General features: G+C 53.6%; 8 protein-coding genes and 1 pseudogene. 6 read left to right on the forward strand and 3 right to left on the reverse strand.

The features are described 5' to 3' along the window. The first annotated feature begins 34 nt into the window (after positions 1 to 34). From eno to LOZ86_RS04950, 3 genes are all read left to right on the forward strand, one after another. Positions 35 to 1,330 (forward strand): phosphopyruvate hydratase, encoded by a 1,296-nt coding sequence (gene eno / locus LOZ86_RS04940; protein WP_039513233.1) that lies wholly within the window; start codon positions 35 to 37, stop codon positions 1,328 to 1,330. A 357-nt stretch (positions 1,331 to 1,687) separates the two neighbouring features. Next, positions 1,688 to 3,883, forward strand: a complete 2,196-nt coding sequence (locus LOZ86_RS04945) for a TonB-dependent receptor (RefSeq protein ID WP_039513227.1) — start codon at positions 1,688 to 1,690, stop codon at positions 3,881 to 3,883. A 5-nt stretch (positions 3,884 to 3,888) separates the two neighbouring features. Next, complete coding sequence (locus LOZ86_RS04950) at positions 3,889 to 4,965, forward strand: ABC transporter substrate-binding protein (RefSeq protein WP_039486195.1); 1,077 nt, start codon at positions 3,889 to 3,891, stop codon at positions 4,963 to 4,965. 89 nt (positions 4,966 to 5,054) lie between these two features. Here the strand turns inward: LOZ86_RS04950 and LOZ86_RS04955 are convergent, their stop codons facing one another. Together LOZ86_RS04955 and LOZ86_RS04960 are read right to left on the reverse strand one after the other, a co-directional pair. After that, on the reverse strand, positions 5,055 to 5,732 hold the full coding sequence (locus LOZ86_RS04955; RefSeq protein WP_039486193.1) for a type 1 glutamine amidotransferase domain-containing protein: 678 nt from the start codon (positions 5,730 to 5,732) through the stop codon (positions 5,055 to 5,057). Between the two features lie 47 nt (positions 5,733 to 5,779). Continuing rightward, positions 5,780 to 7,198 carry a coniferyl aldehyde dehydrogenase gene (locus LOZ86_RS04960; RefSeq protein WP_039513225.1) on the reverse strand — a complete coding sequence of 473 codons (1,419 nt, stop codon included), beginning with the start codon at positions 7,196 to 7,198 and terminating at the stop codon, positions 5,780 to 5,782. A gap of 295 nt (positions 7,199 to 7,493) precedes the next feature. Between LOZ86_RS04960 and LOZ86_RS04965 the strand changes: the two genes are divergently transcribed. The 3 genes and pseudogenes from LOZ86_RS04965 (at position 7,494) to bglB (ending at position 11,429) form a co-directional block, all read left to right on the forward strand. Next, a complete protein-coding gene (locus LOZ86_RS04965) occupies positions 7,494 to 8,384 on the forward strand; it encodes a LysR family transcriptional regulator (RefSeq protein WP_039486189.1) in 891 nt (296 codons plus the stop codon). A 301-nt stretch (positions 8,385 to 8,685) separates the two neighbouring features. Then, positions 8,686 to 10,245, forward strand: a complete 1,560-nt coding sequence (locus LOZ86_RS04970) for an MFS transporter (protein WP_230242916.1) — start codon at positions 8,686 to 8,688, stop codon at positions 10,243 to 10,245. A 43-nt stretch (positions 10,246 to 10,288) separates the two neighbouring features. After that, positions 10,289 to 11,429 (forward strand): annotated as a pseudogene (gene bglB / locus LOZ86_RS04975) (beta-galactosidase BglB). Between the two features lie 371 nt (positions 11,430 to 11,800). Here bglB and LOZ86_RS04980 read toward each other — a convergent pair. Beyond that, positions 11,801 to 12,547 (reverse strand): SDR family oxidoreductase, encoded by a 747-nt coding sequence (locus LOZ86_RS04980; protein ID WP_039486185.1) that lies wholly within the window; start codon positions 12,545 to 12,547, stop codon positions 11,801 to 11,803. Between the last annotated feature and the right edge of the window lie 120 nt (positions 12,548 to 12,667).

Below are 12,667 nucleotides of genomic sequence, written 5' to 3' on the forward strand. Positions count from 1 at the left end.
AAGTTTTAGTTTAACTTGTACTGAGGAAAATCTAATGTCCAAAATTGTTAAAGTCATCGGCCGTGAAATCATCGACTCACGCGGAAACCCAACTGTTGAAGCGGAAGTTCATCTGGAAGGTGGTTTTGTAGGTCTGGCTGCTGCGCCATCAGGAGCTTCTACTGGCTCTCGCGAAGCACTGGAACTGCGTGACGGTGACAAATCCCGTTTTCTGGGCAAAGGCGTAACGAAAGCGGTTGCTGCTGTTAATGGCCCGATTGCTCAGGCTGTACTGGGTAAAGACGCGAAAGATCAGGCGAACATCGACAAGATCATGATCGACCTGGACGGTACTGAGAACAAATCCCAGTTCGGTGCTAACGCCATTCTGGCCGTTTCTCTGGCAGCCGCTAAAGCAGCAGCTGCGTCAAAAGGCCTGCCGCTGTATGCTCACATCGCTGAACTGAACGGCACCCCAGGCAAATACTCTATGCCACTGCCAATGATGAACATCATCAACGGCGGCGAGCACGCGGATAACAACGTTGATATCCAAGAGTTCATGATTCAGCCTGTTGGCGCGAAAACGCTGAAAGAAGCCATCCGTATGGGTTCTGAAGTGTTCCACACCCTGGCTAAAGTTCTGAAATCCAAAGGTATGGGTACTGCTGTTGGTGACGAAGGTGGCTATGCGCCAAACCTGGGTTCCAACGCCGAAGCGCTGGCTGTTATCGCTGAAGCGGTAAAAGCAGCAGGCTACGAGCTGGGCAAAGACATCACTCTGGCGATGGACTGTGCAGCGTCTGAATTCTACAAAGACGGTAAATACGTTCTGGCTGGCGAAGGCAACAAAGCGTTCACCTCTGAAGAATTCACCCACTTCCTGGAAGATCTGACCAAACAGTACCCAATCGTCTCTATCGAAGACGGTCTGGACGAATCTGATTGGGCTGGCTTCGCTTATCAGACTAAAGTTCTGGGCGACAAAATCCAGCTGGTTGGTGACGATCTGTTCGTAACCAACACCAAGATCTTGAAAGAAGGTATCGATAAAGGTATCGCTAACTCCATCCTGATCAAATTCAACCAGATCGGTTCTCTGACCGAAACACTGGCTGCAATTAAAATGGCGAAAGATGCAGGCTACACGGCTGTTATCTCTCACCGTTCAGGCGAAACTGAAGATGCCACCATCGCTGACCTGGCTGTTGGTACCGCAGCAGGCCAGATCAAAACGGGTTCTATGAGCCGTTCTGACCGTGTTGCTAAATACAACCAGCTGATTCGTATCGAAGAAGCGCTGGGTGATGCTGCACCGTTCAATGGCCTGAAAGAAGTTAAAGGCCAGTAATGACGTTTCTGGCGTTATCAGGTCGCTGAGAAAGCGGCCTGATACGCGCCCAGCGTGATTAACTATAAAAATCCAGAAGCGTGAAAACGTTTCTGGATTTTTTTATGACAATCCCCGCTACGCTTATCGCCCTATACTTGCCATGTTTCCTGCCGTGCGGATGCCTGATACCCACGACGTAGAACCTTTCCTACACCCTGTTTTTATATTTTAATTTTTAAAATTCAAAGTTTTATAAAATAAATCCCTCTATGGCTCGCCTTATTTTCTTTTTGTCATGTCTGTATAGTATATGGCGATATATAAAAATTTACATATCGATAATTGACATTATATTGACCAACAGGGACATAGCAGATGAAAGCCCCAAAAAAAAATAATAGAAAAAAAGCACAGTGGTTATTACCAGCATTAATGGTGGTTGTTCCACCAGTACTGAGCGCTGAACCCGCAACGAGCAACGTCAGCGAGAAGGCAAAAGCGGCTGACGTTATGATCGTCAAGGCAGAACATAGTGAGGCGAATGCGAATCTGGCTGGCGCAGGTATGGCGACCGATGATGTGGAGATCGGGCCGCTGGGTAAACGTTCAAGGCTGGATACGCCGTATTCGACCACGACCGTGACGGAAGCCATGATTGCCAATCAGCAGGCGAAGAACGTTAACGACCTCCTGAAATACAGCGCGTCCAGCCAGATGCAAGCGCGAGGTGGCATTGACGTTGGCCGCCCGCAAAGCCGTGGTATGCAAGGCGATGTGCTGGCGAACAGCCGATTGGATGGGTTAAACATTATTTCCACCACGGCGTTCCCAGTCGAAATGCTGGAACGGCTAGATGTGATTAACAGCCTGACTGGCGCACTCTATGGGCCTGCCAGCCCGTCCGGTCAATTTAACTTCACGCAGAAAAGGCCCACGGCACAAACGCTGAACCGCTTTACCGCAGGCTATTCGGGTAAAGGCGCGGCGATGGACCATGCCGATCTCGGTGGACATCTGGGTGACGAAAACCAGTTCGGCTATCGCATCAACCTGCTGCACGATGAAGGCGAGGGGAGTATCAGCAACAGCACGCTGAGACGGCAACTTGCCAGTGTCGCGTTTGACTGGAATCTCTCACCTGACACGGTGCTGGAAGTTAATGCCAGCGAGTATCGCTTCAGAGAAATGGGCTATGCGAGTGGGTTTTCCTATGGCAATGCTATCCAGTTGCCCAGCGCACCAGATATCACGAAACAGGGATACGGGCAGAGCTTTGCGGGGCTCGATCTGGTGACGAAAACCGCCAGCACCCGCCTGAAGCACTACTTCAACAATAACTGGTATGCCTCTGGCGGGGTGGGTTATCAAACTGCCGATCGCGGTATGCGTTCACTGTCGAATGCCATTACTAACAATCAGGGCACCGTGAGTACGTCTCTGACGCAGCCTTATACCGCCGGGCGCTTTAAGGTATTGAGCAATACGCTGCAACTGAATGGCCATATTGATACTACCGGGCCTTCTCATGACGTCGTCTTTAGCACCACGGGTTACCAGTGGACGAACTATGCGGCGCTGGGGAATTCGAATCCCTATACGCTAGGTTCCAGTGCGTTTGATGCGCCACGCACTTACACCGACCCTAGTAACGGGCGCTTTTATGTGGGTTCTGGTCGCTATAAATCGTCGCGCACCAGCCAGCAGGCCATCACCGCTGGTGATACCATTACGTTTAACGAGCGCTGGTCGGCCATGGGCGTAGTGAGCCAAAGTTGGATCACCTTCCGTACCTTTGGCTCTAATGGCGATGTACAACGTGATACGGGTACCAGCCCAACGCTGTCGCTGATGTACAAACCCTTACCTAACGTGATGACCTATGTCGCTTATGCCGATTCACTAGAGCAGGGCGGTACCGCGCCAACAGATGATTATGTGGTGAATAAAGGGCAGACGCTGAAGCCTTACCGAAGTACCCAGTATGAAGCGGGGGTGAAATCGCAGTGGGATGGGCTAAATCTGAACGCGGCCCTTTTCCGTTTGGAACGCCCCTTTGCGTATGTCGCATCAGATAACGTATTCAAAGAGCAGGGTAATCAGGTTAACACCGGTCTGGAATTGATGGCGGATGGTGAAGTGCTTTCTGGTTTGCACCTTTACGGCAGCATGACGCTGCTGGATCCGAAGCTGAAAGATACCGCATTAGCGGCAACGCGTGATAAACGGGTGGTTGGAGTGCCGAAGTTTCAGGCCAATCTGCTGACGGAATATAGCCATCCATCAGCACCTAATCTGGTCTATATCGCGAACCTCCACTACACCGGTAAACGTGCCGCGAATGATACCAACACAACCTGGGCTGATAGCTATGTGACGCTGGATTTGGGCACACGCTACGGCTTTAAGCTGTACGATAAGCCGGCGGCATTGCGCGTGTCGCTCAATAATGTCACCAATGAGCGTTACTGGGCTTCAATTTTCCCCGGCAAGACTGATGGTTCTGACAGTGCAGCCAGCGCTTTTGCTGGTGAACCACGTGAAATCCGCGCTTCTCTGACCGTTGACTGGTGAGTGCGATGCTGAAGTGTAACCTTACCACGCGGTATCGCGAGCTTCTGCTCAATGCGTTAGTGCTGTTGGCGGTGAGTTTCTCCGGCGTGCATCGGGTTCAGGCGGAAACGCCTGAACCCGCTACGCGGACGATTCACTATTACGGCGATCGCTCTGTGACGGTGCCCGCGACGGTTGAGCGGGTTGCCACCTCGTGGAATGCGCAAAACTCGATACTGGCTATGCTCGGCTATGGCGATCGTATTGTCGGGACGACGAAACTTGTGCGCGATATGCCGCTGTTCCGCCAGTTTGTTCCATCCATTATGCAGGCGTCGCTGGTCGCTCATAGCGGAAACATGGGAATTAATACGGAAGCGCTGATTTCTCGCCGCACTCAGGTCTTTTTCGTGTCTGACAGCGTGCCGGTTGCTGAAGCCGAGGCGCTGAATAAGGCAGGGATCGCTATTGTGCCGCTCCACTATAACTCGCTGGCGGCAATGGTCGAACGCACGCTGATTACCGGTGAGGTTCTGGGGCCGGACGCATCGCGTCGGGCACAGGATTTTGCTGCCTACTATCAGGATAACGTCAGGCGAGTGACGGAGGTGATCCAGAACATTCCGTCACAGCAGCGTGTGAAGGTCTACCATGCGGTTGGCGATCCGTTAACGACATCGGGACGCCCTTCACTGAATCAGGACTGGATGGATCTGGGTGGCGCGATCAACGTGGCAGAGCCGTGGTTTAGTCGTTCTGGTGTGACAACCGCGCCCGTGTCGCTTGAGCAAATTTTTCAGGCCGATCCCGATGTGATTATTACCATGCGGGCTGGGGATGCGAAGGCGATTCGTCAGGATGCGCAGTGGCAGCAGCTACGGGCGGTAAAGCAGGGGCGCGTTTATGCGAATCCGCTGGGCATGTTCTGGTGGTGTCGGGAAACGTCGGAGCAGGCGTTGCAGTTTCTTTGGCTGGCAAAAACGCTGTATCCGCAGCAGATGCAGCACATTGATATGGCAAAAGAGACGCATGATTTCTATCAGCGCTTTTACGGTTTCGATTTAACCGCGCAGCAGGTGGATACAATATTATCTCCCCCCTGAGTATGCCGAGGCGGAGTACTTAATGACAGAGCCGCATCGTGATGCGGCTCTGTTTTTTAGACACAGACAAATGAGGGGTATCGCGCGGATTAAGCCAACTGCTTAAGAATCGCTTTAGCAACGACTTCCGAGCTTGCTGGGTTCTGACCGGTGATCAGCTTGCCGTCTTCAACGAGGTACGGCGCCCAGTCTGGGCCTTTTTCATACAGGCCGCCGAGTTTCTTGAACTCATCTTCAATCAGGAAAGGCACTACGTCCGTCAACTGAACCGCCTCTTCTTCACCGTTGGTGAAGCCTGTCACTTTGCGGCCTTTAATCAGCGCGTCGCCATTTTCTGCTTTCACGTGAATCAGTACGCCCGGCGCGTGGCAGACAAACCCGGTCGGCTTGTTGGCGCGTACAAAGGCTTCGATGAGCGCGATAGAGACTGGCGATTCTGCCAAGTCCCACAGCGGGCCGTGACCGCCAGGATAGAAGACGGCATCGAAATCCTGTTCGTTGACGGTATCGAGTTTTACCGTATTCGCCAGTTCCTGCTGTGCAGCAGGGTCCGCTTTAAAGCGATGCGTCAGTTCAGTTTGAAAATCGGCCAGATCGCTTTTTGGGTCGAGAGGCGGTTGGCCGCCAGCAGGCGAGGCGAGCACCAGCTCAGCTCCTGCGTCTTTAAAGGTGTAATAAGGGGCGGCAAACTCTTCCAGCCAGAAGCCGGTTTTATTGCCTGTGTTGCCCAGTTCGTCGTGAGAAGTCAGTACCATTAAAATTTTCATCGTTTTTCTCTCTATGGTTGCAGGATGATCGGGTGAATAGCTGCCAGTTAGCCTTTGAGTACGGCGACAATTGCGTCTTGTTTTTCATGGTAAGGCGCACGCAGTGTCAGGTTAGACGCGCCATCTTCACTTTGTATGACAATCGGTTTGGCATGGCTGAAACGGCGGAATCCGTGAACGCCGTGATATGCACCGATGCCGGATGCGCCAACGCCGCCGAACGGAAGTGTGTCGATAGACACGTGCGTCATCACATCGTTGATGACCAGCGCGCCTGATGTCGTTCTGCTGGCGAAGCGTTGCTGCATGGCTTCATCGTTGCTGAACAGATACGCCGCCAGCGGGCGTGGATGCGCGTTGATGTAGTGAATCGGTTCCTCTGCCGCCTGATAGGTTTTAATCGGCAGCAGCGGGCCAAAAATTTCTTCATGCATGATCGTCATATCATCATGTACGCCGAACACCAGATGCGGGGCAATCTTGCGGCTTTTCGCATCGTAGGGCGCTTCGCCTTCCGGTGCCAGACTGACGATAGTCGCACCCTGTTGTTCAGCCTCTTTCAGAATACGAATCAGTCGATCGTAATGCCTGTCAGCAATGATAGACGTGTAATCCGGGTTCGCCTGTAGCGTCGGGAAGCTTTTCTGCATAAAGGCTTTCGCCGCATCGCGGAAAGCCTGCTCCTGACCTTCGGGCAGCAGAACATAGTCCGGTGACAGGCAGATTTGTCCGGCGTTGAAGGTTTTCACCGTCAGCGTGCGTTCAACGGCTTCGTTGATGTTTGCGCTGAAATCGATGACGACGGGGGATTTGCCACCCAGCTCCAGCGTGACCGGCACCAGATTCTCTGCCGCGGCGCGCATCACATGTTTCCCAACGGCGGTGCTGCCGGTGAAGACCAGATGATCGAACGGTAGTTCGCTGAATGTCTGACCAATTTCTGCATCACCCAGCACCACTGCCAATTCCAGCGGATCAAAATAGTGGGCAATCAGTTCCGCCAGCAGTTCAGACGTACGCGGCGTGAGTTCTGACGGTTTCAGAATCGCGGTATTACCGGCGGCAAAAATGTCAGCCAGCGGGCCGAATGACAAGTTTACCGGAAAGTTCCACGGGCTGATTACGCCGATCACGCCAAGAGGCTGATGCTGAATCCACGCCTGCATGCCGGGAGCAGGTTCATCCACGGGTTCTGGCTGCATCCAGCGTTCAACGTTGTCGATGGCGTTCTGTAGCATGTTCAGCGTGATGCCGATGTCGGCAGCTAACGAGTGATACAGGCTACGATGACCGAAATCATCACTCATGGCCTGCGCGAGCGCCGCATGGTTTTCACGGAGCAGGTTGATGCTGCGCTGTAAGCGATCTTGACGCAGCGCGGCATCGGCTGGGCCAGATGCAATGTGAGCACACTTCATCGTATTCAGGATGGCTTGTAAATCCTTTTTGGATTGTTGTGTCGACATGTTTTGTCCCCTTTTAGTCGTCGAGTACCAGAGAAAACAGAAAGTTAGCCGGGGTTTCCGGGTCACTCAAGATGGGATAAAGGATACGGCAGGGGTTGATCCGTCCGCCAACAAGATTATTATTCTAGGGGTATAAATAATTTTATGTCCCATACCCGTCATACTTCAAGTTGCATGTGCGTTGGCTGCGTTCACTCACCCCAATCACTTACCTGAGTAAGCTCATCGGGATTCGCTCTCTTGCCGCCTTCCTGAAACTCGAATTATTTAGGGTATAAATACCTATAGGTCTTGTATGTCACTCATCCGTCTACGCACGTTTGTGGAAGTCTATCGGCAGCGCTCGATTAGCGGAGCGTCGCGCGCGCTCAATCTGACCCAGCCGGCGGTGTCGCAGCACATTGCCGGGCTGGAGGTGGCGGTGGGGCGACGGCTTTTTGAACGTCAGGCTAATGGCGTGACGCCAACGTCAGCGGCAGACGACTTAGCGGCGGATCTGGGGGACAAGCTCGATGAGGCTGAGGCGGCGCTGGCCTCTGCCCGCGCGAGGTCAATGGACGTCTCAGGGACGCTGCATATCATTGGTCATGCGGACTTCATGGCTGAAGTGGTGTCGGAACAGCTATTGCCGTTGCTTGAAGCGGGCGTACGGGTGCATATGCATACCGGCGACGGTGATTTGATTAAACAGATGCTGCTGGAAGGGCATTGTGATTTGGGCATAACGGCGCATCCGGTGACGGATAAACGGCTGAAAAGCGATCTGTTAAAGAGTGCGACACTACAAGCGGTGGCGGCTCCCGCGATTGTCGAACGGCTATTGCAGACGGGCGATCTGCCGCAGGCGCTGGCACAGGAACCGATGCTGGCGTATGACCTTGAATTTCCGCTGATCGATCACTGGTTGAAGAAGAATCGCATGGAGGAGAAGGGACTGGTGCCCGCCGTGGTGAGTCAGGATTTGCGTGCGCTGCGTCGCGTGCTGACCAGTGGATTTGGCTGGACGGTGATGCCGGTGTATTTATGTCAGGATCTGCTGGATACGGGGGAGCTTGCCATTATTCCGCCTCCTGTCGGCACAACGCAGTTGGATTACTATCTGGCCTGGGTGCCGGGTGCACTGCGCCAGCCGCGTTTAGCCCACGCACGGCAAACCTTCCTGTGGCGGTTGCAGCACGCTGAATAGCGCTAATCTCTGCTAAAAAAGCGCCATTTTTCAAGACATCATGAGGCAACGTCCGTTGGCGATGCTGCCTTTCTTCCTGCTGACTTCCTATCTTCTATCCTGTGATCGCCATAAACGAACTGTTGGTTTCGTTCAGTTAAAATGGCTTTTTATAAAATCTTTGAAGCGGATCGCACCAATCTTCCCTGTGCTGCCAGCGTGGGGCGCGTGGTGGCAAAAGCGCAAAGGTTTTCACGATCGCCGGGCGCTACCGTATCAGCGTGACACCTTCATAATTAAAAATGTTCGGGGAAGGATGGCGATGAAAACGCGTAAGATCGGTTTGGCTAACTATTTAGCCTACGGTTCAGGGGACTTTCTCGGTGCTGGTACAACGGCGCTGACGGCCGCTTGGTTACTCTATTTTTACACCACGTTCTGTGGCTTAACGCCGATTGAGGCAACGTTTATTTTTGCGATGGCGCGTGTGCTTGATGCCGTCGTCAGCCCGCTGATGGGCTTCCTGACCGATAACTTCGGTTCAACCTGGCTGGGCAAACGCTTTGGCCGCCGCAAGTTCTTTATTCTGCTCGGTATTCCCTTCGTGTTCAGCTACAGCTTCATGTGGGTCGGGGATATGAGCTATTGGTACTATCTGCTGACGTACCTGCTGTTCGATGTCGTGTATACGATGGTGCTGGTGCCGTATGAAACGCTGGTGCCGGAAATGACCGACGATTTCAAACAGAAGACCAAGTTCTCTGGCGCACGTATCGCGCTGGCGCAGCTGTCCGCGATTTTGGCCGCGTTCCTGCCGGGCATTCTGCTGGGCTACTTTGGTAAAGACAACGCGATTTCCTTCTTCTATTCGAGTCTGGTGTTCTCCGTTATCTGCGCGTTGGTGCTGACGCTAGTCTATTTCTTTACCTGGGAACGGCCACGCGATCAGATGTCGGAAGCATCGCTGCGGGCGGAGAAAGAGCGCCAGTCTCTGACGTTAGGCCAAAGCCTGAAACGGCTGAACGTCGAGCTGGTTTCCACGCTGCGTATTCGCATTTTCCGTCAGCATCTTGGGATGTATCTGGGCGGGTATATCGCGCAGGACGTGTTTAACGCTGTGTTCACTTATTACGTGGTCTTTGTGCTGATGCAAAGCCCGACCATGGCGTCTAACCTGATGGGAACGATGGCGATTCTGCAATTTATCTCGGTGATCGGCATGATCCCGCTGTGCATCCGCTTTGGACCAGCCCCATCTTACCGTTTGGTCGTGTGCCTGTTTGGTGTGAGTGCGCTTTCCTACGCCGTCCTGTGGTACAGCGGTATGCATGACACCTTCTCTCTGCTGCTGTTGATTTCTGCGCTGGCTGGCATCGGGCGCGGCGGGATCAACTACGTGCCGTGGAACACCTACACTTACATCGCAGATGTGGATGAAGTGATCACCGCGCAGCGTCGCGAAGGGATCTTCGCTGGGATTATGACGCTGACTCGCAAAGCCTCTCAGGCTGGTGCGGTGATGCTGGTGGGCGTGGTGTTACAACTCTCCGGCTTTGTGTCCGGCCAGAGCGTACAGGCACCGAGCGTTAGCCACACGATTCTGATGATTTTGAGCTTCGGCACCGTGGGCGTGCTGGCGCTGGGCTTCCTGGTTTCTCTGCGCTTTAAACTCAACCTGCAAACGCACAGCGTGCTGCGGGAAGAGACGCTGAAAATGCGTGAAGCCGGGCGTCCTGTGCCGGAGAAAATTACGCCGCAGGCGCGGGCAACGGTCGAAATGCTGGCTGGTATGCCGTATGAATCGCTGTGGGGCAACAACAATATCGGCTATCTGAACCGCCACAAAGGCGACAAGCCGGTCACGCACGCCACACAGCCGTAACTGTATTGAACTGTTAACTGATAACTCAATTGGATGAATGACTATGACCGTATTCAGTGTAAAACATAGCCCGCTTTTACGTCAGCCAGAACGCTTCATCTCCCGCGAAGATCTGAAGGCGCTGATTTGCCGTATCACCGACAATCTGGTGAATATTGAGGATAAAACCGGTGAGTTCTTGTTACGGCTGGACGATGGTCGGGTGATTGATACCAAAGGCTGGGCGGGATGGGAATGGACGCACGGCATCGGGCTGTATGGGATTTATCAGTATTACCAGCAGACGGGCGACGAGCAGATGCGCGCCATCATCGACGACTGGTTTACCGAGCGTCTGGCGGAAGGTACGCCGACGAAGAACGTGAACACTGTATGCCCGTTCCTGACGCTGGCTTATCGCTATGAAGAAACGGGTGATGCGCGCTGGCTGCCGTATCTTGAGCGCTGGGCGGAGTGGGTGATGTACGAAATGCCGCGCACGGACAAGCAAGGCTTGCAGCATATTGTTTATAACAATGAAAACCATCAGCAGCTATGGGACGACACGCTGATGATGAGCGTGCTGCCGCTGGCGAAAATCGGCAAGCTGTTAAACCGGCCGGAATTTGTGGAAGAAGCCACGTATCAGTTCCTGCTGCATGTGCAATATCTGATGGATCGCGAAAGCGGCCTGTGGTTCCACGGCTGGACGTTTGAAGGGCAGCACAACTACGCGAAAGCACGTTGGGCGCGTGGTAACAGCTGGTTGACGATCGTTATTCCTGAATTTATCGAACTGCTGGATCTGCCGGAAAACAACGCGACGCGTCGCTTCCTGTTGCAGGTGCTGGAAAGCCAGATTGAAGCATTGGCAAAATATCAGGATGACAGCGGCCTGTGGCATACGCTAATCGACGATCCGAATTCATACCTTGAAAGCTCGGCAACCGCTGGTTTTGCCTACGGTATCCTGAAAGCGGTACGCAAACGCTACGTCGACCCGAGCTACGCTGAGGTGGCGGAGAAAGCGATTCGTGGCGTGATTAATCACGTCAATAAGGACGGTGAGCTGACGCAGGTGTCATTCGGCACCGCGATGGAGCAACGATCTGGATTTCTACCGCAACATCGCCCTGACCTCCATGCCGTACGGACAGGCAATGGCGATCCTGTGTCTGGCGGAATACCTGCGGGTCTATTTGTAACAGGTCATCGCAACTCTTATATCCAAATGCTGCGAGTTTTTATGGTTTGGCCGTTATCCGGCGTGAAAATTATGCAGCGGTGCGCTTGACCGCCGAGTGAGCGACAGGACGTCGCGAAAGCCAGTGCCGCGTCGGGAACGCGTCACTGGCGGCTCGACTAGCGGTCAAGCACATCGTTGGGACCGCGTAGCGGCATAATTTAGCCGGAAGCCTGGGTTCGTAGGGCGGCGGCGACTGAGCCGCCCTACGTCGGGCGCGTATATGGTATCGCATGTGAATGGCGGTGGTGTGGCGCACGAAAGCCTCTCTTAACCTGCATATAAATGTGATTAAGAGACAGGCTAAGCGGGAGGAACCTGCATAGGTTGCGTCTATTTCCCGCCCGCGAGGTCGATAAAATTCCCTGTGACATAGGACGCCTCATCCGATAACAGCCAGCCTATCGCTTGCGCGACCTCCATCGGGTGGCCACCTCGCTTCATGGGTAGCGAATGCTTGATGCGATCGACTCTTGCCGGTTCGCCGCCGTCAGCATGCATATCGGTATAAATAAAACCGGGACGCACGGCGTTAACTCGAATGCCCTGATCGGCGACTTCCAGCGATAAGCCAATCGTCAGCGTATCAAGCGCGCCTTTTGATGCCGCATAATCAATATATTCATGCGGTGATCCGAGCCGGGCGGCGGCGGATGACACGTTGACGATAGCCCCGCCTTTTCCGCCATGACGGAACGCCATACGCTTGACCGCTTCCCGAGCACAGAGAAAACTGCCCACTGTATTGGTCGCAAAAATGTCGTTAAGCCGCACGGCATCAAGCTGTTCAATGGTGGCTTGAGGTTTAAGCATCGCGGCGTTATTCACCAGACCTGTGAGGCAGCCAAGTTCTTTATCCGTCCGCTTAAAAAGCTCGATAACCTGCTCTTCGTCGGCGATATCGACCTGAACGGCGATAGCCGTCCCGCCACTCGCGCGTATCTCTTCGAGAACACTATTCGCACTGTCCTGCTGGGTGCGGTAGCCGATGCAAATCTTGTGGCCTTTTCCTGCCAGATAGCACGCGGTTGCGCGGCCAATGCCGCGCGAACCGCCAGTAATCAACGTAATGAACGCCATTCTGATACCTAGTTATTTAGCCCTGCCACACTGTAATTCACCAGAAGCCAGCGATAGCCGTTTGGTTTACCGTTAGCATCATACACGGCTTTGACCGTTTGACCGTTTATTGGCTGTAAA

This window comes from Pectobacterium parvum, from assembly GCF_020971565.1.
GTDB lineage: Bacteria > Pseudomonadota > Gammaproteobacteria > Enterobacterales > Enterobacteriaceae > Pectobacterium > Pectobacterium polare.

What these genes read in the sequence shown, in the direction of transcription:
- eno (WP_039513233.1), top strand. Translation starts at nt 35, where the DNA reads ATGTCCAAAATTGTTAAAGTCATCGGCCGTGAAATCATCGACTCACGC.
- LOZ86_RS04945 (WP_039513227.1), top strand. Translation starts at nt 1,688, where the DNA reads ATGAAAGCCCCAAAAAAAAATAATAGAAAAAAAGCACAGTGGTTATTA.
- LOZ86_RS04950 (WP_039486195.1), top strand. Translation starts at nt 3,889, where the DNA reads ATGCTGAAGTGTAACCTTACCACGCGGTATCGCGAGCTTCTGCTCAAT.
- LOZ86_RS04955 (WP_039486193.1), bottom strand. Translation starts at nt 5,732, where the DNA reads ATGAAAATTTTAATGGTACTGACTTCTCACGACGAACTGGGCAACACA.
- LOZ86_RS04960 (WP_039513225.1), bottom strand. Translation starts at nt 7,198, where the DNA reads ATGTCGACACAACAATCCAAAAAGGATTTACAAGCCATCCTGAATACG.
- LOZ86_RS04965 (WP_039486189.1), top strand. Translation starts at nt 7,494, where the DNA reads ATGTCACTCATCCGTCTACGCACGTTTGTGGAAGTCTATCGGCAGCGC.
- LOZ86_RS04970 (WP_230242916.1), top strand. Translation starts at nt 8,686, where the DNA reads ATGAAAACGCGTAAGATCGGTTTGGCTAACTATTTAGCCTACGGTTCA.
- LOZ86_RS04980 (WP_039486185.1), bottom strand. Translation starts at nt 12,547, where the DNA reads ATGGCGTTCATTACGTTGATTACTGGCGGTTCGCGCGGCATTGGCCGC.